Source organism: Mycolicibacterium aromaticivorans JS19b1 = JCM 16368 (genome assembly GCF_000559085.1).
Classification (GTDB): domain Bacteria; phylum Actinomycetota; class Actinomycetes; order Mycobacteriales; family Mycobacteriaceae; genus Mycobacterium; species Mycobacterium aromaticivorans.
This window is the reverse complement of the sequence record NZ_JALN02000001.1, coordinates 4,394,262-4,415,815: the sequence shown is the minus strand read 5'-3', so window position 1 is coordinate 4,415,815 and position 21,554 is coordinate 4,394,262. Positions and strand designations below refer to the sequence as shown.

At 66.1% G+C, this 21,554-nt stretch carries 15 protein-coding genes; 5 read left to right on the top strand and 10 right to left on the bottom strand.

Features of this window, described 5'->3' with window-relative positions:
* Positions 1 to 2 precede the first annotated feature (2 nt).
* From Y900_RS21060 to Y900_RS21040, 5 genes are all read right to left on the bottom strand, one after another.
* Positions 3 to 686, bottom strand: coding sequence for a DUF8185 domain-containing protein (locus Y900_RS21060; protein ID WP_237752619.1), 684 nt, complete (start codon positions 684 to 686; stop codon positions 3 to 5).
* Positions 683 to 1,096 carry an acyl-CoA thioesterase gene (locus Y900_RS21055; RefSeq protein WP_036344302.1) on the bottom strand — a complete coding sequence of 138 codons (414 nt, stop codon included), beginning with the start codon at positions 1,094 to 1,096 and terminating at the stop codon, positions 683 to 685. Before Y900_RS21055 ends, Y900_RS21060 begins: the two co-directional genes overlap by 4 nt.
* Positions 1,089 to 5,909, bottom strand: coding sequence for an NAD-glutamate dehydrogenase (locus tag Y900_RS21050; RefSeq protein WP_036344301.1), 4,821 nt, complete (start codon positions 5,907 to 5,909; stop codon positions 1,089 to 1,091). Before Y900_RS21050 ends, Y900_RS21055 begins: the two co-directional genes overlap by 8 nt.
* Before the next feature lie 53 nt (positions 5,910 to 5,962).
* Positions 5,963 to 7,636, bottom strand: coding sequence for an energy-dependent translational throttle protein EttA (gene ettA, locus Y900_RS21045; protein WP_036347439.1), 1,674 nt, complete (start codon positions 7,634 to 7,636; stop codon positions 5,963 to 5,965).
* 113 nt (positions 7,637 to 7,749) lie between these two features.
* On the bottom strand, positions 7,750 to 8,205 hold the full coding sequence (locus tag Y900_RS21040) for a single-stranded DNA-binding protein (RefSeq protein WP_036344300.1): 456 nt from the start codon (positions 8,203 to 8,205) through the stop codon (positions 7,750 to 7,752).
* Positions 8,206 to 8,666: 461 nt separating this feature from the next.
* Between Y900_RS21040 and Y900_RS33130 the strand changes: the two genes are divergently transcribed.
* Together Y900_RS33130 and Y900_RS33125 are read left to right on the top strand one after the other, a co-directional pair.
* Positions 8,667 to 8,843, top strand: coding sequence for a hypothetical protein (locus Y900_RS33130; RefSeq protein WP_237752618.1), 177 nt, complete (start codon positions 8,667 to 8,669; stop codon positions 8,841 to 8,843).
* 378 nt (positions 8,844 to 9,221) lie between these two features.
* Positions 9,222 to 9,710, top strand: coding sequence for a hypothetical protein (locus Y900_RS33125; protein WP_237752617.1), 489 nt, complete (start codon positions 9,222 to 9,224; stop codon positions 9,708 to 9,710).
* 502 nt (positions 9,711 to 10,212) lie between these two features.
* Here the strand turns inward: Y900_RS33125 and Y900_RS21030 are convergent.
* From Y900_RS21030 to Y900_RS21015, 4 genes are read right to left on the bottom strand one after another with little or no spacing between them, the layout of a single operon-like run.
* Entirely contained in the window at positions 10,213 to 12,210 is a 1,998-nt protein-coding gene (locus Y900_RS21030; RefSeq protein WP_036344299.1) for a bifunctional copper resistance protein CopD/cytochrome c oxidase assembly protein, read from the bottom strand.
* Positions 12,211 to 12,225: 15 nt separating this feature from the next.
* On the bottom strand, positions 12,226 to 14,553 hold the full coding sequence (locus tag Y900_RS21025; RefSeq protein ID WP_036344298.1) for a glycerol-3-phosphate 1-O-acyltransferase: 2,328 nt from the start codon (positions 14,551 to 14,553) through the stop codon (positions 12,226 to 12,228).
* Positions 14,550 to 16,142 carry an HAD-IB family hydrolase/lysophospholipid acyltransferase family protein gene (locus Y900_RS21020; RefSeq protein WP_051660184.1) on the bottom strand — a complete coding sequence of 531 codons (1,593 nt, stop codon included), beginning with the start codon at positions 16,140 to 16,142 and terminating at the stop codon, positions 14,550 to 14,552. Before Y900_RS21020 ends, Y900_RS21025 begins: the two co-directional genes overlap by 4 nt.
* On the bottom strand, positions 16,142 to 17,626 hold the full coding sequence (locus tag Y900_RS21015) for a wax ester/triacylglycerol synthase family O-acyltransferase (RefSeq protein WP_036344297.1): 1,485 nt from the start codon (positions 17,624 to 17,626) through the stop codon (positions 16,142 to 16,144). Before Y900_RS21015 ends, Y900_RS21020 begins: the two co-directional genes overlap by 1 nt.
* Positions 17,627 to 17,857: 231 nt before the next feature.
* On the opposite strand from Y900_RS21015, the gene Y900_RS21010 reads away from it, so the two are divergent.
* A complete protein-coding gene (locus tag Y900_RS21010) occupies positions 17,858 to 20,650 on the top strand; it encodes an aminotransferase class I/II-fold pyridoxal phosphate-dependent enzyme (RefSeq protein ID WP_051660183.1) in 2,793 nt (930 codons plus the stop codon).
* Here Y900_RS21010 and Y900_RS21005 read toward each other — a convergent pair.
* On the bottom strand, positions 20,647 to 20,895 hold the full coding sequence (locus Y900_RS21005; protein ID WP_036347432.1) for a hypothetical protein: 249 nt from the start codon (positions 20,893 to 20,895) through the stop codon (positions 20,647 to 20,649). The genes Y900_RS21010 and Y900_RS21005 overlap by 4 nt on opposite strands.
* 110 nt (positions 20,896 to 21,005) lie before the next feature.
* Between Y900_RS21005 and Y900_RS21000 the strand changes: the two genes are divergently transcribed.
* Entirely contained in the window at positions 21,006 to 21,230 is a 225-nt protein-coding gene (locus Y900_RS21000) for a hypothetical protein (protein ID WP_036347430.1), read from the top strand.
* A complete protein-coding gene (locus tag Y900_RS20995; RefSeq protein WP_036344296.1) occupies positions 21,227 to 21,529 on the top strand; it encodes a hypothetical protein in 303 nt (100 codons plus the stop codon). The genes Y900_RS21000 and Y900_RS20995 overlap by 4 nt, the downstream gene beginning before the upstream one ends.
* Positions 21,530 to 21,554 lie beyond the last annotated feature (25 nt).

Below are 21,554 nucleotides of genomic sequence, written 5' to 3'. Positions count from 1 at the left end.
TACTAACGCAGCACCAGGGCGGGGTCGCCGCGCCGGCGATACACCGAACCGAACCGCGCGTCGATCCGCAACCACGTTTGGGACAGCCGCACCCGGACGATCTCGTCTTCACCCGGAGGTTCCGGCATGAATCCCATTGCAGTCAAGGCGAACACACACCGCATCGGCACACCGACCTCGGTGTCACCCGAACTCACTTGCAGTACGTCCTGATCCAGCAGCGACGCCGGCGGTCCGTGCGCGCTGCTGTGTTGCTTGGCCAGGTCGGCACCCCGCTGGGCCAGGTCGATCAGAACTGCGGCAGGCACATCATCGAGGTGGGTGAAGCCGGTGTCCGGCGGCAGCGCGCCGCGCCACGCGGAATCCATGGGAAAGCCGGGATCCACCCGGCCGGACACCTCGGGATTACGGAGGCCACGGGCCAATTCATCAGCCCCGCAGGACAAGTCAGCGGGTTTGAGCTCACCGGCCACTGCCCGTACCGCGAGCACGTCGAACCCGGTGGCCACCCAGGCCGTCACCACGCCGTCGGCACGTGCCCGCAGCCGGACCACCGCGGCTTCGTCGAGGCGCAGCGCATGTTCGACAAACACTGCCAGATCGCTGCGAACGGCAGCATCCGGAATGACCAATGCGCGTTCGGGGGGTGACAGCCCCCGGTCGCTCCGCTCCTGCCCGCCGGTCATCGCTGCCAGCGCTGCAGGTAGTCCCGATGCTTGGACGAAAGCCGCACCAGCCGTTGCTCTTTGATGTGCACGGCAGCCAGCTGCGTCTCGGCGATCACCGACGGCCGCGAGTCCGGCGCGGCATTGCGCGAACGCACCTCGTAGCCGAGGGTGAAGTCCACCGCGCGCAACCGCTTGGTCCACATCGTCACCTGCAGCGGCGAGTCTTCCAACCGCAGTTGACCTTTGTAGAGCACCTGCACCTCGTGGATGAGCAGCCCGATGGTCGTGATGTCCTCGGCGAACGGCTCGGCCAGGAAGTCGACCCGCGCCTCCTCCAGGATCGTCACCATCGTGGCGTGGTTGATGTGCTGATACATGTCGATGTCCGACCAGCGCACGTGCACGCCGGTGGTGAATCCGTTAACCACTTGACCCTGTTCCGCTCGTCCTGGTCATGCTTCGGATCTGGCGTGCCGCCACCGACAGTGTGGCCAGGTCACGTTCGTCGTCGGCATAGATCTCGGCCAGCGTGCGACGTGCCCGCTCGACCCGCGATCCGTTGGTGTGCTCCCACTCGGCGATCTTCTCCTCCCCCGTCTCCTCGGGTTCGCCGACCGCCAGCACGTCAAAGCACAGAGCCCGTACCGACCCGTAGATGTCGTCGCGAATAGCCAAGCGCGCCAAGGCGTGCCAGCGATCGTCGCGAGGAAGTCCGGACACCGCGGTCAGCAGACCGTCGGTGCTCAGGTGATCCATCAGGGCGAAGTAGGTGTCGGCAACCTCGGCGGGGTCCCGGTCGACGATGTCGGCGATGTCGATCACGTCGAGCAGGCTGTACTGGTACAGGCCGCTGGCCACCGTGTAGGCCAGATCGGCCGGGGCGCCGTGCGCTTCGAACTCGCCGGCCTCCTTGGCCACGATCGCCTTGTCGTCGCCGCGCAGCCATTCCGACATCCGCGGTGTCAGATCAGCCAGCGTCGCGGCGAACCGGTTGATCTCAGCGCCGACCGCCAACGGCTGCGGCCGGTAGTTCAGCAGCCAGCGCGACGCCCGATCCAGCAGGCGACGCAGATCGAGGGTCATCCGGTCGGAGACGTTGACCGGCAACCCGGCTCGCGACGCGTCGAGGATGCGCTGCCAGACCTTGGTGATCCCGAAGATCGCGTCGGTGGCCACAAACGTGCGGACCGCGTCGACGTAGCCCACACCGGTGTCCTCGGTGACCCGGTAGGCGAAAGTGATGCCGCCGGTGTCGACGACATTGTTGACCAACATCGTCGTGGTGATCTCGCGGCGCAGCTGGTGGCCCCGGATCTCGGTTGTGAAGTGGTCACGCAGCTGGCTGGGGAAATATTGCGGTAGCCGTGCGGCGAACACCTCCTGGTCGGGTAGCTCGCTGGCCAGCACGTCATCCTTGAGGGACAGCTTCACGTGCGCCATCAGGGTCGCCAGTTCCGGTGAGCTCAGCCCGATTCCGACCTCTTGGCGGCGACGGATCTCCTTTTTCGACGGCAACGCCTCCAGCCCCCGGTTGAGCCCGCGCCGCTCCTCGAGTTCGACGATCTGGCGGGCGTGCACGTTGAGCAGCGCCGCGGCGTTGGCCCGACTGGTCCCCATCAGATCGTTCTGGTCGACATTGTCGGTCAGGACCAGCCGCGACACCTCGTCGGTCATCGAGGCCAGCAGTTCGGTGCGCTCGCCGGCGCTGACCTTGCCTGCGGTGACCAGCGAGTCGACCAGGATCTTGATGTTTACCTCGTGGTCGCTGCAGTCCACGCCGGCGGAGTTGTCCATGGCGTCGGTGTTGATGCGGCCACCGCACAGATCGAACTCGACCCGGCCCAGTGAGGTCACACCGAGGTTGCCACCCTCGCCGATCACCTTGGCGCGCACCTGGTTTCCATTTACCCGGATGGTGTCGTTGGCACGGTCGCCGACTTCGGCATCGGATTCGGACTCAGCTTTGATGTAGGTGCCGATGCCGCCGTTGAACCACAGATCCACCGGGGCTTGCATGATCGCCTTCATCAGCGCGGGCGGGGTGACCTCGTCGGCCTCGCCCTGCAAGCCGAGCGCCGCACGCATCTGCCGGCTGACCGGAATCGACTTCTGCTGGCGGCTGAACACCCCGCCGCCCGCACTGATCAGGCTGGGGTCGTAGTCCTCCCAGCTCGACCGGGGCAGTTCGAACAGCCGACGCCGCTCCTGCCACGAGCGCTCCGCGTCCGGGTCGGGATCGATGAAGATATGCCGGTGGTCGAATGCGGCGATCAACCGGATGTGGTGTGACAGCAGCATTCCGTTGCCGAAGACGTCGCCGCTCATGTCACCCACCCCGACGACGGTGAAGTCCTGGCTCTGGGTGTCCACGCCCATTTCGCGGAAATGCCGTTTGACCGACTCCCAGGCGCCTTTCGCGGTGATGCCCATCGCTTTGTGGTCGTAGCCGACCGAACCGCCGGAGGCGAACGCGTCGCCCAGCCAGAAGCCGTACGACTGGGCAACGTCGTTGGCGATGTCGGAGAAGGTGGCGGTGCCCTTGTCTGCGGCGACGACGAGGTAGGCGTCGTCGCCGTCGCGGCGGACCACCCGGGGCGGGGTGATGACCTGACCGGTCGCCCGGTCGACGTTGTCGGTGACGTCGAGCAAGCCTGCGATGAACAGCCGGTAGCAGGCAATTCCCTCGTGGCGGAACGCATCCCGGTCCGCAGCGGCATCGCCGAGGGGTGCGGACGGCCTCTTGACGACGAATCCGCCCTTGGCGCCGACGGGCACGATCACCGCGTTCTTGACGGCCTGGGCTTTGACCAAGCCGAGGATCTCGGTGCGGAAATCCTCCCGGCGATCCGACCAGCGCAAGCCGCCGCGCGCCACATGACCGAACCGCAGATGCACGCCCTCGACCCGAGGTGAGTACACGAAGATTTCGAACTTCGGTCGGGGCAGCGGCAATTCGTCGATCAGTTGCGGATCGAGTTTCAGCGACAGCACGTTCTGCGCATGTGCTGAGTCGGGACTGGTGACGAAGTAATTGGTCCGCAGCGTCGCTTGGATCATCGTGGCGAACGCCCGCAGCACCCGGTCGGTGTCGAGGCTGACCAGTGCATCGATGTCGGCGGCCACCGCGTCGGCCGCGGCGAGCGCGTCCAGGCCCTTGTCGGCGGAGTCCGGGTCGAACATCGCCTCGAAGAGGGTGACCAGTGAACGCGCGGTGCCCGGGTTGCCGTTGAGCACCGACTCGATGTGCGACTGACTGTAGGGAAAAGCCGCCTGCCGCAGGTACTTCGCGTAAGCGCGCAGCACCGCGACCTGCTGCCAGGTGAGCCCGGCACGCAGCACCAGTTCGTTGAATCGGTCGATCTCGGCACGCCCCTGCCAGATGGCGGTGACGGCGTCGGCGAACCGCTGCGCGGTGGCGTCCCACTCCTCCTGGGTGGCGGCGGTAGGCATGGACGCATCCGGCCGGATTTTGAACTGGTAGATCCAGACTTTCAGCCCGTCCGGGCGCACCACGGTGAACGGGCGCTCCTCGAGCACCAGCACCCCCATGCACTGCAGCATCGGCAGCAGGTGACTCAGCGACGCCGTAGATCCACCCAGGTACCAGGTGAGGAAGGCCTCATTGCCCTCGTCGCCTTCCTCGAACTGCAGTTTGACCGAATCCTCATGCAACGCTTCGATGAAGCCGATGTCGGTGATCGCCTCGGTCGACGTCACGGCTTGCTTGAATGTCTCGGGCAACGCTTCGGCGTAGTGTTCGGCGATCGCCTGATCGATCTTGCCGGCCCGCGCCGAACCGATCAGCCGGTCACCCCAGGTGCGCAGGGCCTCGGTGAGCAAACCCTGCACGCGGGTGCGGTTCCGCTCGCTGTCGTCGATCGACTCACGTGTTGAGCTGTCCGGCAGCCGCACAGTGAAATGAACCACCGCCCAGGGCGATTCGCTGACCCGCGCGGTGTAGTCGATGCTCAGGCCGCCGAACTCACGCACCAGTATGTCCTGCATCGCCAGCCGCACCACGGTGGTGTAGCGGTCACGAGGCAGATACACCAGGGCGGACACGAAGTGGCCGAGCTGGGCGGCCCGCAGAAACAGCAGGGCCCGACGGCGCGAGCCGAGGTCGACGACGGCGGTCGCCATCGCCAGCAGCTGCTCGGCGGTCAGCGAGAACAGCTCCGAGCGCGGAATGGTCTGGATGATGTCGAGCATCAGCTGCCCCGGGTGGCTGGGATCGCTCTTCGACATGGCCAGCACGTCGCGCACACGCCGCGAAATCAGTGGAATGTCAAGCACGTTGGCACTCATCGCCGCCGCCGTGAACAGCCCGACGAACCGGTGCTCCACATCGCCTGACGTCGAGTGCTCGCGAATCACCACGATGTATGGGTACGCCCCGTAGCGAAGAAAGCTGGGCATGGTGGCCTGCGCCAGGACCAGCACATCGCCGGGGTTGGTGAGCTCGGGCAGCACCTCGGTGCGTAACCGCGCCACACCCAGCCTGCTGGATTCGACGACGGTGGCGACCCCGTCGCGCACCGTGCAGTCCTGGCAGCCAAGCAGGATGAAGTGACCGTCGGACAGCCAGCGCAGCAGGTCGGCGACGTCGCTGCGGTCCGGGCCGACGAATCGGGTTCCCTCGTCGGTGTCGATGTCGCGGGCGAGGTCGTGCAGCGCGGCGGACAGCGCCGTCGAATCCAGCGCCACCTGCCGGGCGTCGGCGACTGCCATCGGCAGCATCCGCTCCGCCTCGGCCAGCGCCTTGCGGTTCACCGACGGCGAGAGTTGGACGTGGATCCAGGATTCGTCGATCCCGTCGGACTCCGGGCCTGCCGGTTCGTCGATCGATGCAGGCCGCACATCCAGTAGCTCTCCGGTTGCGCTTCGCCGAACCCGGAACACCGGGTTCATCAATGCGACATAGCTGACGCCGAGCCGATGCAGCAGCACCGTGACCGAATCCAGCAGCATGGCGGCCTGGTCGGTGACGAGCTGCAGCGCGGGCCCGAACCCGCCGGGATCGTCGCCGGGATAAACCGCGACCAGTGTCTCGCCGACGGACCGGTCGCGGGCAAGCCGCTCCTGGGCGGCAATCAGCTCGTGGGGCACCGCCTGCTCGGCGGCCGTCGCGACCAGTGGACCGGTGTCGGTGGCGTCCACGTCGGGGGCCCCGCCGTGCGGCCCGCGATAGGTGGCGAGATAGGCCTCACCCAGTGACTCGGTAACTTTGGGGTCAACCGTCATACCTGCGACTCCTGATCGGCGTGCGAACCGACGCTGGTCCGCAGCCGCCAACATTAGTCGCGTGTGAGCCTGCGGTGGGTGACCCTGTGCGGACGGGCCGCGTCGGCTCCCATTCGCTCGATCTTGTTCTCCTCGTAGGCACCGAAGTTACCTTCGAACCAGAACCACTTGGCCTCGTTGTCGTCGTCGCCCTCCCACGCCAGGATGTGCGTGCAGGTGCGGTCCAGGAACCAGCGGTCGTGGCTGATCACCACAGCGCAGCCCGGAAAGTTCTCCAGCGCGTTCTCCAGCGAGGACAGCGTTTCCACGTCGAGGTCGTTGGTCGGCTCGTCGAGCAGGATCAGGTTGCCGCCCTCTTTGAGGGTCAGCGCCAGGTTGAGCCGGTTGCGTTCACCACCGGAGAGCACGCCGGCCGGCTTCTGCTGATCGGGGCCCTTGAACCCGAACGCCGACACGTACGCCCGCGACGGAATCTCGTTCTGGCCGACCTCGATGTAGTCGAGGCCGTCCGAAACCACCTGCCACACGGTCTTTTTCGGGTCGATACCGGCTCGGCTCTGGTCGACATAGCTCAGCTTGACGGTGTCGCCCACCCGCACGGTTCCGCTGTCGGGCTGTTCCAGTCCGACGATGGTCTTGAACAGGGTGGTCTTACCGACACCGTTGGGACCGATGACGCCGACGATGCCGTTGCGGGGCAACGTGAACGAGAGGTCCTTGATCAGCGTGCGACCCTCGAACCCCTTGTCGAGGTGGTCGACCTCGACCACCACGCTGCCCAGCCGCGGCGGAGCCGGGATCTGGATTTCCTCGAAGTCGAGCTTCCGGGTCTTCTCAGCCTCGGCCACCATCTCCTCGTACCGGCCTAGACGCGCCTTGTTCTTGGCCTGCCGGGCCTTGGCACCGGAGCGCACCCAGGCCAGTTCCTCCTTGAGGCGCTTCTGCAGTTTCTGGTCCTTCTTGCCCTGCACCTCGAGGCGCTCGGCCTTCTTCTCCAGATAGGTCGAGTAGTTGCCCTCGTATGGATAGGCGCGGCCGCGGTCGAGTTCCAGGATCCATTCGGCAACGTTGTCCAGGAAGTACCGGTCGTGGGTGACGGCCAGGATGGCGCCCGGGTACGCGGCGAGGTGCTGTTCGAGCCACAGCACGCTCTCGGCGTCGAGGTGGTTGGTCGGCTCGTCGAGCAGCAGCAGGTCCGGCTTGGACAGCAGCAGCTTGCAGAGCGCCACACGGCGCTTCTCGCCACCGGACAGATGCGTCACCGGATCATCGGGCGGCGGGCAGCGCAGGGCGTCCATCGCCTGCTCCAACTGCGAGTCGATGTCCCAGGCGTCGGCGGCGTCCAGTTCCTCCTGGAGCTTGCCCATCTCGTCCATGAGCTCATCGGTGTAGTCGGTGGCCATCAGCTCGGCCACCTCGTTGTACCGGTTGAGCTTGGCCTTGATGGCCACACCCTCTTCGACGTTCTCCCGGACGGTCTTGGTCTCGTCTAGCTGCGGCTCCTGCATGAGGATGCCGACCGTGGCGCCCGGGGCCAGCAGGGCGTCGCCGTTGTTGGCCTGATCCAGGCCGGCCATGATCCGCAGGACGCTGGACTTACCCGCACCGTTGGGGCCGACGACGCCGATCTTGGCTCCCGGCAGGAAGGCGAGCGTGACGTCATCGAGGATGACCTTGTCGCCGTGTGCCTTGCGGACCTTGCGCATCGTGTAGATGTATTCGGCCATTGCCGCGGGGGTGCCTTCCGTCTTCGTCGTGAAATGCTCGCCGACCATCCTAGGCGCGCCACGCGTCGGCCTCGCGGCCGCGCTGGACGACGCCAGCGCGGCCAGCGCCTCCGCTACGCCGAAAAGGCCAGATCAGCCGTCTCCTCGACACCCCCGGCGGCGTCGGGCTGGTCCTCGGCGAGCGGTTCGGCGTCGACCGGCTCGGCCGGCTTGGTCGGGGGCTGCTCGAAGCGGATGATCGCCCTCGACAGGTCGGGGCCGACCGCCGTGGCGCGCATCTCCAGGGAAGACCGCCGGACGCCTTCCTTGTCGTCGTACTCGCTGGTGAACACGTCGCCGACGACGATCACCGGGGCGCCTTTGTACAGGCCGGCGCCGACGCCGGTGACCAGCTTGCCCCAGCAGTTGACGGTGATGAACAACGAGTTGCCGGGTTCCCAGGTGCCGTCGCCCGCACGGCGCCGGGAGTTACTGGCCACCCGGAAGCTGATCAGTTCTTGGTCGCCGACGACACGGCGGCGGAGATCGGTGACGATGCGGCCGACGACGGTGAGATGGGTTTCGAACATGGCTTGGGTCCTTTCGATTCGCGTGGTTGCGCCTCCAGTGAGCCGCCGGACCCCGACAGCCGCATTCCCCCGCGAGCCCCGCTGGGGCCTGGCTGTGGATGAAAGCCGGACTGGGGATGAGCGACGGGTGACTGGTCGGGGCCGGGCACCAGTTCTAGACTTCGCCAGATGGAGCATCTCGAGGTTTGCGACGAAGGCCTGCGAACCCTCGCAGCGCAGTGCGCAAATCCTCAGCTCGGTTAGCCAACCACGTCCCCGTCGCAAGCCAAGCGCCGCCAACGCAGGCAACTTCAGCAGCAGTCACCACCACGTACGCAGCGGTGCAAGTCACAGCAGCAGTCTTGGCGCATCGCGTCCAGGAGACCGGCATCCGACTAACGACGTCTGCAACACAATTCGCGACGACGGAAGCTGACTCCGCTCTGCGTATCGGCGCACTGGGCAACCCGATGCAGGCCTAGATGCCCGCCATCGACGCCACCGGCGTGCCCAGCTTGTCGCAGATTTTGAGTTGGGATACCGAGCACCTGCAGAAAGCCGCCGCTGATTGGACGCGCACCGCCGAGCTTTGGGAAGATTCGTTTACTCAAGTGCGGCAAGCCAGCCTCTTCCCCGGCGGGACCGGCGTGGCATCGTGAGGCCGCCGAAGCCGCCCAGCATCGAGCGTTTTCCGACCTAGTTCAGATCGGAGGTATCGCCGATAGCCTGCAGGAAGCCGCCGATATCGCCCGCCGCGGCGCTGATCAACTCAATTCCCTAAAACGCGACGCAATCAACGCAATCGCTGACGCGCGCGAGGCGGGATTCACCGTGGCAGAGGATCTGGCGGTGACAGATCGCAGCCGTCCAGGCGGTATGCGCATCGCGGCTGCCCGAGCACATGCTGCCGCCATCGCCGGTCGCGCCTTCGCCCTAAGTGCCACCGACAAAGAGCTTGCATCGAAGATCACAAGCACCACAGCGGGGTTGACGAGTCACCGGTTCATCGAGCCTCCGGAGAACGGGGGGTTCACGCGGTGGACTTCAAGGAGGCCCCGCCGCCGTCCTCCCCTTATCCAATCAACGACGTAGTTGCCGAGGCGACCGACCTCGACGGCAATCACGTCGTCATGCGTCGCGGCTATTACGATGCACAAACACAACAAGGTTTCGGCTTCGATAAGGCCTACTGGCGGCATGGTGTGATCAATCCGAACGTGTTCAAAGACCTCATCTCTCACAGTCGGCCAATCAACAACACGAATGGCACACTCGTTTACGAGGTGCCGATCAATCGGACCCACTGCACGTCCGGGCCACTCGGATTACCCAGTTGCAATGACACTGGCGAAAGCCTGACGATGAGGATCGTGGCCAATGTGAACGGGAGCCCTACTGTGCCCGGTGGCGGGCAGAAGGGGCTCATCACGATGTATCCCATTGCTGGAGGGAGTGGCGTAGTGGAACTCGGACCCAACTGGACTTGGACACCGCCGTGGGTGAATAACAATGTGCCCATCAACTGATTCCCTCGCCGGCACGGGCACATTTGCCGCGAAGGTCCTGCATGATCTGTTGCGGCACATTGCAATTGAGAATGCAAAGAACGCGCCGCGAGCCCGCCCCGGTCACTATGTCTTCCGAGTCTCGCACGCGTGGACTGAGGGGCCCATGATGTACCTGGTCTACACAGCTCCTCCGTCGAACATCACATGGGGTCTGGTCCGGGACACCACACGGTCGCTTGTTGACCCCGGGCCGTGGAACGAGAATGACGATCCCGCGTTGTATTACTACCTACTCGATCTCGAAGAAGGATGGCCAGGCAACTCCTCGCTCCAGCCTGGCGACGATCCTGACGCCGTCCGTTGGTCAGGCTGGCCCCTCGAGAATCTTCCTAAACGTATCGGCGATCTTCCGGAGTCGTCCCTGCAACCGTCGCTTTCTGTGACGACCCCAGAACCACAACCAGACTCGACGCCGTCTACCGAACCGCGGCGCTACGGAAATCCGGTTTAGACAAGCCGGTCAGGAGTTGTTCTCGCGCTGCGCCAGCTTCGCCAGCATCGCGTTGTAGGCGGTCAGGTCGGCGTCGTCGTCGCGCTCGGCGGCGCGGTCGAGCCGCTTGGCGGTGCGCCGATCACTTCGGCTCCACTGGATGAGCAACGCGATCATCACCACCACGAGCGGAATTTCGCCTGCCGCCCAAGCGATTCCGCCACCGAGATGCTGATCGGCGAGCAGGTTGGTATGCCAGCTCAGCTTCAGCGAACGGTAGAAGCTCTCCCCCAGCACCTGATCCATGCCCATCATCACCACGCCGAAGAAAGCGTGCAGTGGCAGCGAGGCGAACACCATCGCGATCTTGGCCACCGCCGGCAACGGACGCGGCGTGGGGTCGACGCCGATGACCACCCAGTAGAAGAGGTAGCCGCTGATCAAAAAGTGCAGGTTCATCAAGACGTGCGCACCGTGCAGGCCGGCCGCAGCGTCGAAGATGCCGCCGAAGTAGAGGCCGTAAAACCCGGCGACGAACACGATCGTGGCCACCACCGGGTGAGTGAAGAATCGCGACCACTTGCTGTGCAGACCGTCGAGCAGCCACTCGCGTGGGCCGGGCGGGTTGCCCTTACCCGCGGCGGGCAGCGCCCGCAGCGCCAGCGTCACCGGTGCGCCGAGCACCAGCAGGACCGGAATCAACATCGACAGCAGCATGTGCGCCGTCATGTGCACGCTGAACATGGCCGGCATGTAGCGGCCCACACCCGAGGACGTGGTGAACAGCAGCGCCGCGCAGCCCAGCAACCACGCGAACATCCGGCCCGGTGGCCACGAGTCACCGCGGCGGCGTAACCGGATCACGCCGGCCAGATACACCGCGGCGAACACGAGTGCCGCCGTGCCGAAGACCAGGTCGAAGCGCCAGTCCAGCAGAATCCGCGCGACGGTGGGCGGCCCGGCCAGGTCGTAACCGATCCCGACTTCGGCTGGTGACGGGTTGGCCACCAGCGGGGGCGGCGGCGGGGTGCGCCCCAGACCCACCGCGATGCCGAACGTGAGGCCGAAGATCAGGGCCTCCACCGACGCCAGCCGCACCAGCACACCGCGGGCCTGCGGGTCGGCCTGCAGCGCGGCCACCGGTCCGCGGCGTTGCCGCCACCCGATCGCACCCAGCACGCACAGCGCGACGATCTTGGCCACCACGAGCCGGCCATAGTCCGAGGCGAACAGATCGCCGAGCCGAATCCGGACGAACGCGTTGATCACCCCGGAGAGCCCCATCGCCACGAAGCACCAGAGAGCGACCGCGGAGAATCGCCGCGCCGCCAGGTCGGCATGCTCGCCGTCACGCAATGCATGCACCAGCAGGGCCAGCAGCCCGCCGGCCCACAGGGCGCCCGCGAGCAGGTGGATCATCAGGCTGTTGGTGCCGACGTCGTGAGATCCACCGGCCGAGGAGTGCCCGGTCAAGCCGAGCGGCACCAGCGTGATCAGCGAACCGGCCAGCAGCAGCGGCGTCCACGACCAGCGCAACACCGCCCTGCCTGCGATGGCGACCGCCAAGGCCAGGAACGCCGTCCAGCGCCAGGCGCCGGCAGTGTCGACCAGGCCGGCCACCGACCACAGCTGCACCGGGTTGAGGTGCTCGCGCAGCGGCTGGCCCGACACGTCGGAGACGGTCAGCGGGACGAGCAGCGCCGCGCAGACCGCCCACGCCCCGGATGCGGCGACCCCGATCCGCAACGCGCGGTAGCCGGCGACGTCGAGCACTCCGCTGCCCTGCGGCGGGACGAAGAACGTCGCGAACAGGAACGAGCCCACCGCAAGCACCGCCGCGATCTCGCCGGCGGCCTGTACGAAGGGCAGGCCCAGCGTGGTGACGGGCCCGGGATCGGGCAGTCCGGTCGCCGTCAACGCATCAGCGAGAGACAGCGCGCCGATGCCCGCGGCGGTGATGCCGGCCAGCAGCGCCACCATCGACAGCACCGGCCAGACCGCGGGGCGGCTGGCGGCAGGTGCGGTCATCGTTTCAGCGTATGGCTACTCGCGCTGCCTGAGCTCACGGGCATAGAACTGGGCACTGGAGAACTCGTGGATGCGGTCCATGTCGGTCAGGATGCTGCGCAGTTCGTGCAGGAACGCCGCTCGCCGCTCCCGCAGATCCGGCCCGGCCTGCAGCAGATTCTGGTCTGCGGCAACCTGCCGCGCTGTCGTGAACAGCAGCGCCGACACCGACTCGTTGCTGCGGATTCGGCCCTGGGCGGCGTACTGGGCGCCCACGCCCAGGGCCATCTTGGTGAGCTCCTTCTCTTCGACGTCGCTCGGTGCGTCACACAGCACGTCGGCGACGATCGTGTAGGCCTCGATGAACGGCCGCAGCATGGCGTGCGCCATCAGCGGCTTCTTGTCGCGCAGCAGGTTGTCCACCGCGTCGCCGCCCGCGGCGACCTGGACCTCCCAATCGCGTTGCCACGACATCTCTTCGGCGAGGTGCTCGCGGAAGGCCGCGGAGTCGGCGAAGTAGAAGTCGAACTTCAGCAAGTCGCGCAGGCGCATCGCCTGATCCCAGAACACCTCCACCCGGTCTCCGTCGGGTGCGCGGCCGGCATGAGCCAGCGCCAGTTCGGCGATCGACGTCTCCAGGAATGCGTGGATCAGGGTGTTCCGGTAGAAGGCCGCCTCGTGCTCGTGCTCCGGCGCGATGCGCCACACCGGCTCGTGACCGCCGTCGACCCGGGTCACCGGATGACCGTTGGACAACGCGTCGACCGCGGCCCGCACCCCGTCCGGCGTTCGTAGCCGCAGCGCGCTGTTGGTGACCGGGTTCTGTTTGCGCTGAAGGTAATCCAGCGAGTCCTGCAAGGTGTGGTGCAGCTGGTTGAGCGTCAACGCACGGCCGCGGGTGGTGAGCAGCAGCGCCGACACGAGGCCGCTGGCGTTGATCGGTGTCACCCGCAGAATCCGCCAGGCCACCTCGAAGGCCATCTTCTGCATGGCCAGCCGTTTAGCGGCCTCATCCGAGGCGATCGAGCCGCCCGGTTCCCCGAGGTATTGGCGCATCGAAACCGCTTCGGGGAAGCGGACGTAGATCTTGCCGTAGTTGCGTTCGCCCTGAGCCTTGATGAACTTGTACAGCCATTCGGCGCTCTCCGGCGTCTTCTCGCCACCCCGGGCGTAGGCCGCGTATTCGGTGGTCTCGTGCAACTGGTCGAAGCTGATCGACACCGGTTGCAGCAGAATGTCTTCACTGCGGCCGTCCAGATACGCATCGGCGACGTAGGCGAGCAGTCCGAGCTTGGGCGGCAACATCTTTCCGGTGCGTGACCGGGTGCCCTCGATCGACCAGCTGAGGTTGAATCGCTTCTCGACGATGTAGCCGACGAACTGCCGCAACACGTACTTGTACACCGGGTCGTCAAGCTTGCGGCGCAGGAAGATCACGCCGGAGCGGCGCATCAGCGGACCCATGAACCCGAACGAGAGGTTGATCCCGGCGAAGGTGTGCGCCGGCGGAAGCCGGTTCTCCTGCATCGCAACCGGGACGATGACGCCGTCGAGGTAGGACCGGTGCGACCACAGCAAGACCGCCGGATGGTCTTCGAGGCCGCGCCGCATCGACTCGATTTCCATGCTGTCGTAGTCGATTCGGGGATCGAAGCCCCGGCTGAAGATCGCTCGCCCCAGGTTGGGGATCAGGTCGACCGAGAACCTGCTCCAGCCCGTGGCGAGCTCGTTGAGCATCTCCTCGGCTTTGGCGGGGTCGGCATCGGGGATCTTCTCCAGGCCCTCCATGAATCGCGTGGAGGACATCAGTTCGTCAGTGATCAACTGCGGCGACTTGTATTCCGGGCCCAGGAGCCGTAACTCCATCCGCTCGATCGCGAGCCTGGCGCGGCGCAACACAAAGCGGGCGAAGTCCCGGGGGCTGTCGCCGACGGTGTTCTCGTGCCATTGCTGGCGCAGCTCGGAGACCTTCGCCGGTTCGCCGGCGACGATGCGTGCGCGGGACGGATCGCGGCGAAGAATTCTGCGCTGCAGCACTTCTGGCGGCCGGTAGGTGTCCCGTCCGGAGATCAGGCCGACGACCTTGACCCGGGTTGGCAGCCCACCGGGCACCCAGAATACCCGCACCGGGACGACCAGCCGGTCCTCCCCGACACCCAGTTCTTCGACGAGTTGGGCCACCACGCCGGGCGGCGGATCGCCGGCAGGCAGGCGCAGCACCTCGACCTTGGTGTCGGGGTGTGCCCGCCGTTGCGCGTGCAGCCAGTCGTTGAGTAGCTCGAACTCGGCCTTCGACGACACCGATGCCAGCACCAGCGCGTCGTCGGTGGTGCTGAAGTCGGCCAAGTGGTCGGTGTGGGTCATCGACGGCCCTTGGCGCTCGGCGACTGCGACTTGGTGGCGGCTTTCTTGGCCGGCGCCTTCTTCGCTGCCGCCTTCTTGGCGGGCGCTTTCTTGGCAGCCTTTTTCGCCGGCGCCTTCTGGTAGATGTCGTGCATCGGCACCTCGTCGGTCGGCCAGTTCTTCAGCGTGTCCAGATACAGCTGACGAACGCCTTCGATCCGCTCCGACAGGTCGTCCAACGTCCAGTCCGCGACCGAAAGCGGTGGATACACAACAATATCCACTTCGCCCGGATTCATGGTCGAGGAATCCCGTGAGGCGATCACCTGGGCGTTGCGGATCACGATCGGAACGACCGGAACTCCTGCGGCCATGGCCAGCCGGAAGGGCCCCTTCTTGAACTGGCCGACGGTCCGGGTGTCCAACCGGGTGCCTTCGGGCGCGATCATGATCGACAGACCCTTCGCAACCAGATTCTCGACCTCGTGCATGGTTTCGAGGGCGGCTTTGGGGTCGTCCCGGTCGATGAAGACGGTGTCGACCAGCTTGCCCAGCGTGCCGACGACGGGGTCGTCCTTCAGTTCCTTCTTGCCGACGCCGGTCCAGTTGTCCCGCAACAGCGACGCCGTGATGACGGGATCGGCGTTGTTGCGGTGGTTGAAGATGAACACCGCAGGCCGCTGCTTGCGCAGGTTCTCTTCGCCGAGGACGTGGAGCTTCACCCCGTTGACGGCCAACAGCAGGTTCGGGAACGCGGTGGTGAAGAAGTTCAGGCCACGCCGCCGGCTGCGGGTCAGCGTCCCCCACCAGATGGCGCCGGTCGCGGCGGGCACCAGCGCGCCAACGCCGAGCAGCGTGCGCACCTGGCCCATCAGGCCGCCGCTGCCGCGGCTGGAGAACCGCAGGATCGGCCAGCCGCGCCGGCGGGCCACCGCAGCCATCTTGCCTTCGGGGTTGGTCGGCCGCGGGTTGCCGACCAGATACATCAGCGCGACGTCCTCGTCGCCGTCGGCGTAGAAGTACGACTGTTTGAGGTCAATGTCGTTGTCGGCGGCGAACTTCTGGACAGCGTTGGCCTTGCCGGGGCCCCACAGGATGGGCCGCACCACCTCGCCGGTCAGCACGTCGTTCTCGTCGACCTCGAATCGGTTGGTCAGCGTGCTCTCGATGCCGAGGAAGCGGGCCACGGGTTCGACCTGAAGGGTCAGCGCCGAGGAACTGAGCACGACGGTGTGACCGCGTTCCATGTGCGCGTGCACCAGTTCGCGCATCTCGGGATAGATCCGCTTCTCGATCTGCTGCACGAACATCCGGTCGCCGATCTCGTGCAGATCGCTCAATGCGCGTCCCCGGAGGGCCTGCGACGCCTTGGTGATCAGCTCTTCGAATTCGAGTCGGCCGAGCTGATGGTTCAGGCCCGCCGCGATCATCGTGATGAGTTCTCCGATACCCATGTCACGGCTGCGGAACCGCTCCCGAGTCAGGATGACGGCGGTGAACCCGGCCACCAGCGTGCCGTCCAAATCGAAGAAGGCCCCGATCTGCGGTCCCTCGGGGCTGGCCATCACCTCGGCAACCGAGCCGGGCAGGCGCATCTCCGTATCGCTCATCAGTAAGCCACCGATCCGTTCGGGCTGGGTTGGGCGGAGTCGTTGACGTCATCGGGGAAGGATGCGGGCACCACGCGCGGCGGCGGATCGCCGGCCAGCGACAGCACCTCGTCGAAACCGTCACGCAGACACTGGGCGAACAGGTCCTCGTCGGTGATCGAGGCGCGGTCGTAGCGCGCGGTGATCGTCGCGAACCCGCCGCGAGAGACCAGTACCACCATCATCGCGACGCCGGGCAGCGGACCGATACCGTACTGCCGCAGCACTTTTGCACCGGCGATGTAGGTGTCGCCGGCGTAGACCGGCACGTTGCTGGCCTGCACGTCCGAGGCGATGACCGCGCCACTCATCGCCTCGAGGACGGCGTCGGGAAGCAGCCCGACGACTGGCGCGATGGCGCCCATCAAATCGATGGCCGCCTCCTCGCGCCGAGAGGTCATCTGTTTGCGAATCTTCTGGATCCGCACCGCCGGGTCCACCACGCCGATCGGTGCGGCAAGGTTGACCCCGGCGAACCGGTTGCCGCCGGCCGGGTCGGCCTCGGCCCGCAGGCTCACCGGCACCGCCATCGGCAGGCTGTTCACCGGTACGCCGAGCGCTTCGTGGTAGCGCCGTAACGCCCCGCACAACCCGGCGAGGTAGGCGTCGTTGATCGAGCCGCCCGCGGCGTGAGCGGCCGCGCGTAAGTCGGACAGCCGCATTTCGATCGCCTCGCTGCGTGACGACAGGCTGCGCCGGCGCAGCAGCGGGGACGGGTCGGCGGCGCGGGCCACCACCCGACGTCCGGAGCGGGCGTAGTCGACGACGTCCCACACGGCGGTGCCGGGGTTGCGCACCACGCGGCCAACCACGCCCAAGCCGCCGGCGACGGCGCCAAGCAGCCCGCCGACGATGGCGCCGGGTAACTGGTTGAGCCCTTCGCGCATCAGGTCGTTGGGCGTGAGGTCCTGCGGCACCGGAAGTGGCGGAGCAGGCCTCGGCGCCGGCTCGCGTTCGAGGTCATAGATCTCGGCGAACATCGCGGTGGCGCCGACGCCGTCGGTGACGGCGTGACTGAGGTGCAGCAGGGTGGCGGCCTTGCCGCCTTCGAGTCCTTCGACCAGGGTGGCCGTCCACAGCGGCCGCGAGATGTCCAGCGGCGACTGCAGGCTCACCTCAGCGAGGTCGAGCACCTCACGCAGAGTGCCGGGCTCGGGGACGCGCACCCGGCGGACGTGGAAGTCGAGGTTGAAGTCGGGGTCGACCACCCAGCGCGGTGCGGCAGTCGGCAATGTCGGTACGACGACCCGCTGGCGCAGTCGGAGCACCTTGCGCGACGCGTTCTCGAACGCGTTCCGGAACCGGGTCCAATCCGGCGTGCTGTCCAAAATTTCCAGCGCCATGATTCCCGACCGGGTCCGCGGATTGGCCTCGCCGCGATGCAGCAGCATGTCGAGGGGGCCGAGCTCGTCCGGCAGACCGTTGACGTCGACGGTCCCGCTCATCGATCCCTCCTCCTGCTCAACACCCCGCACCGTCGGCGTTCACGACACCGTGGACGCCCCTAACCACGCTAGTCGGCGCGCGGAGGTGGCGGGTCTCGATTGTGGGACGTCTTCGGGTCAGGGTGGACACCCCTGCGTCAGCGGATCGACGGCCACGGTTGGCTTGTAGTTGGTGCGCGCCACATACCCGCTCTGCCACGCTGGTCACCGAGAATTGTGAAAGGGCCTCGCATGGCGGATATCTCGCGCGCATACAACAGTGTCGGACAACTGCGGGCGGACGCCTGGTGCCGACTCGACGAAGCCGCCGACCGGCTCACGCGGACAACCACCACCGGTGCGCTCAAAGAGAAGTACGTCGGCATCTGCCGGGATCTGCTGACCGACCTCACGCCGCTGGAGCCGTACTGGGCGTTCCCGGGATCGCCGCAATTCGCCCGGGTGCAGCGGCTGTTCGCCGCAGGCAGTTATGACAAGTTCGCCGCCCTCGTCACGCATGTCAACCGGGCACTGACCACCGAGTCGTACCGGTCGGGCCACGACCACACCGGCGTCGACGCCGCGGACCTGTTCCCGACCGATCCGCGGCACCTGGAGAGCCAGCCCGCGAACCACCGCGAACAGCCGTACTTCGAAGTGCTCGTCGTTGAAAAGATGACCGAGGCCCAGGAGCGTGCGCTGCGCAAGGAGGTCCGCAGCTGGCGCAGGCCCGACGACGAATTCATCTACGAGCTCGTTGTGGTGGGCAGCGGCGACGAGGCGTTGATCGCCGCCCGGCTCAACGTGAATCTGCAGGCGGTGGTGATCCGGCGCCGGTTCTCCCATCAGTCCACCCGCGACCTGTCCACCCTGGCGGAGTTCATCGACGCCGAGCTCACCGGCGAACTCGCCGACCACCAGTCGCCCGACGACCGGGCCGAGATCCTGGCCACGTCACTGGCGCAACTGCGACCCGAACTCGACCTGTACCTGATGACCGAGATCGAGGTCGAGGACATCGCCGGGCGTCTCGGCCAGCACTTCCGCCGGGTGTTCCACGCCCGCGAAGGCATGCTCGAGCTGCACCTGTCGATCTTGCACGGGGTTGCCGCGCGCTATCGGACACCGTTCTTCAGTGCGCTCAAGCAGTACAGCCACCGACCGACCGGCGTGTTCCATGCGCTGCCGATCTCGCAGGGCAAGTCGATCGTCACCTCGCACTGGATCAAAGACATGGTCGGCTTCTACGGGCTCGACGTGTTCATGGCCGAGACATCGGCCACGTGTGGCGGCCTGGATTCGCTGCTCGATCCCACCGGGCCGTTGCGTGAAGCGCAGGAACTGGCATCCGAGACCTACGGCTCACGCCACAGCTATTTCGTCACCAATGGCACCTCGACGGCGAACAAGGTCGTCACCCAAGCCCTCGTCGCACCCGGCGACATCGTGCTGCTCGACCGGAACTGCCACCAGTCCCACCACTACGGGATGATGCTGGCCGGCGCGCACGTCGTCTATCTCGAGGCGTATCCGCTGGAGCAGTATTCGATGTATGGCGCGGTGCCGCTGCACGAGATCAAGTCCAAGCTGTTGGCGTTGCGGGCGGCCGGCAAGCTCGATCGCGTCAAGATGATCTCCCTGACCAACTGCACATTCGACGGGATCGTCTACGACGTCACGCGGGTCATGGAGGAATGCCTGGCCATCAAACCCGACCTCGTATTCCTCTGGGACGAAGCGTGGTTCGCCTTCGCGCGATTCCATCCGGTATACCGCACCCGAACCGCGATGGCATCAGCCAAGGCGCTGCGCGAGAAGCTCCAGGATCCGTCCTACACCGCGCACTATGAGTCGACCCTCGATGCCTCGTCCACCATGACGGACGAGGAGCTGCTGGCCACCAGACTGCATCCGGATCCCGCCCGGGCCCGGGTTCGGGTGTATGCCACCCAGTCCACCCACAAGACACTGACGGCGCTGCGGCAGGGTTCGATGATCCACGTCTTCGACCAGGACTTCGAGCAGAAGGTCGCCGAGTCGTTCCATGAGGCCTACATGGCGCACACCTCCACGTCGCCGAACTACCAGATCCTGGCGTCGCTCGATCTGGGGCGCCGGCAAGTCGCCCTCGAAGGCGTCGAACTGGTCCAGCGTCAGCTGGAGAATGCGATGCAGCTGCGCGACGCCATCGACAACCACCCGCTGTTGCACAAATACTTTTCGTGCCTGCGCACGTCGGACCTGATCCCGGATCAATACCGGCCCTCGCACATCGCCCAGCCGCTGCGATCCGGGCTGCGCAACATGATGGCGGCCTGGGAGGCCGATGAATTCGTCCTCGACCCGTCGCGAATCACGTTGTCTATCGGCAACACCGGCTACGACGGCGATCAATTCAAGCGTCAGCAGCTGATGGACCGCCATGGCGTGCAGATCAACAAGACGTCGCGAAACACCGTTCTGTTCATGACGAACATCGGCACCACGCGCAGCTCGGTCGCGTTCCTGGTCGAGGTGTTGGTGAAGATCGCCCGCGAACTCGAGGAGCACGTCTCGGAGATGAGCCTCGGCGAGCGCGGCCGGTTCGAACGCCGGGTACACCGGCTGATGCGTCAGTCCATCCCGCTGCCGGACTTCAGCGGGTTCCACGCCGCGTTCCGCAACGGCGACCAGACGCCCGAAGGGGACGTGCGGCCGGCGTTCTATCTGTCCTACAACGACGCCAACTGTGAATACCTCAGCGACAGCGAGATAGACGAGCGGCTGGGCGGGGGCCGGCAGGTGGTGTCGGCGACGTTCGTGACGCCGTATCCGCCCGGGTTCCCGGTGCTGGTTCCCGGGCAGCTTTTCAGCCCGCAGATCTTGGCGTTCATCCGCGACCTGGACACACCCGAGATCCACGGCTACCGACCCGACTACGGCTACCGGGTCTACACCGAGAAGGCGATGGAAATCGCCTCTGGTGCGGTGACCGCCGAATCCAACGGCCATCGGACGCTGGTGTCGGCGAGCGGCGACGGCGCGCTCGAGCCGGGTTGCGATTAGGCCACGCAGAGCGGCGGCAGCAGGAGCAGCACCGGCCACAGCAGCGCGGCCAACCCGTAGGCACCCACCTCGGCTCCGGCCGGCACCACTCGGCCGAGCTGGACCTCGAGTTGCTGCACCGCATCGGCGTGGAAGAAACCCCAGATAAGGCCGATCACCAGATAGGGAATGGCAAGCCACATCGCGATTTCGATCACTGCCTCGACGGTGATCTCGTAGCTGAGCAGTCGGCGCAATCTGGTCATCAACTGGTCCACAAGCCCTCCCCCAAATCTGAGAACATAGTTTCTCACAAATGACTCTCCCGGGCGGCCGTACTCACTAGCATTGGCCTGACCCGGGGCGGGAGGACATGATGCTGACGAAAATTCGGTCGGTGTTGAACTACAAACTGACGATCGCGGAACTGATCGGCATCAACCTGTTGATCGGGATCCCTTATCTCGCAGTGGGTCTGGTGTGGTCGTCAACCCACACTGACCATCTACACTCGATGCGCGGCGCCGACCTCGTGGTGTCGTTTCTGGGGTCCATCGTGTCGTGGCCGGTGCTGCTGGTCGCCAATGTCTGCATGACGTGACCGTTCGGCAGATCCTGGCGGCCGTCGTCGCAGTGGTGCTGCTGACGTTCGGCCTGTTCGCGCTGCGGTGGCCGGTGTATCTCCCCGATTTCGATCCATGGGGCGTACAGATCAAGTGCGGCAGCGGTTTTAGCTCCGACCTGGTTCAGGCGACGTTCGCAGGCAAGGCCGTCCAATGCCAGCACGCGCTGGCGATGCGGCGGGGGTGGGCAATCCCGGTGGCAGCGTTGGGCTGGCTGATCGTGATCGTGTTGGTGGTGCCGCTGCTGCGGCCACAGGAGGCCGTCGCGGCGAGCTAGCGACACGCCTTCCGTAGCCTCAGCG